The sequence below is a fragment of the Bradyrhizobium sp. NBAIM08 genome (genome assembly GCF_020193935.1).
Classification (GTDB): domain Bacteria; phylum Pseudomonadota; class Alphaproteobacteria; order Rhizobiales; family Xanthobacteraceae; genus Bradyrhizobium; species Bradyrhizobium yuanmingense.
Genome location: NZ_JADYVR010000133.1, coordinates 1 through 479 on the forward strand (window position 1 = coordinate 1; position 479 = coordinate 479).

Annotated in this window: 1 protein-coding gene; it reads right to left on the reverse strand. The window is 70.6% G+C overall.

Going from position 1 to position 479, the window contains the following annotated elements:
- Positions 1 to 479: glycosyltransferase (locus I6F37_RS38770; RefSeq protein ID WP_225154184.1), on the reverse strand; the 479-nt coding region annotated here is incomplete at both ends.

Below are 479 nucleotides of genomic sequence, written 5' to 3' on the forward strand. Positions count from 1 at the left end.
GGCCTCATGCGCCTGCACTGATACCGCGCTGGTGTGCTGCGCGGCCAGCCGCAGCGCCGCCTGCCCCATGGCCCGCGCCCGGGCCGGGTTTTGCAGCAGCTCGCTCAATGCGTCACCCATGGCGGCCGCATCGCCCGGCGGCACCAGGCAGCCGGTCACGCCGTTATCAATGAACTCCGGCATGGACGAGGCGTGCACCGCCACCACTGGCAGCCCGCTGGCAGCCGCTTCGAGCACCACCGAGCTTTGGATCTCCACTTCGGAAGCGGTCACGAACACCGTCGCCAGGCGGTACAGCCCCGGCAGGTCGCCGGTCACGCTGACGAACCCGGGAAAGCGTGTCACCGCCTCGATGCCCAGTCCGGCTGCCAGCCGCTGCACGGCGGCCCGTTCTTTGCCGTCGCCCACGATCAGCAGCTGGCCTGGCGTGCTCCGCAGCGCGCGGGCCGCTGCCTGCACCACCAGGTGCACCTGTTTAT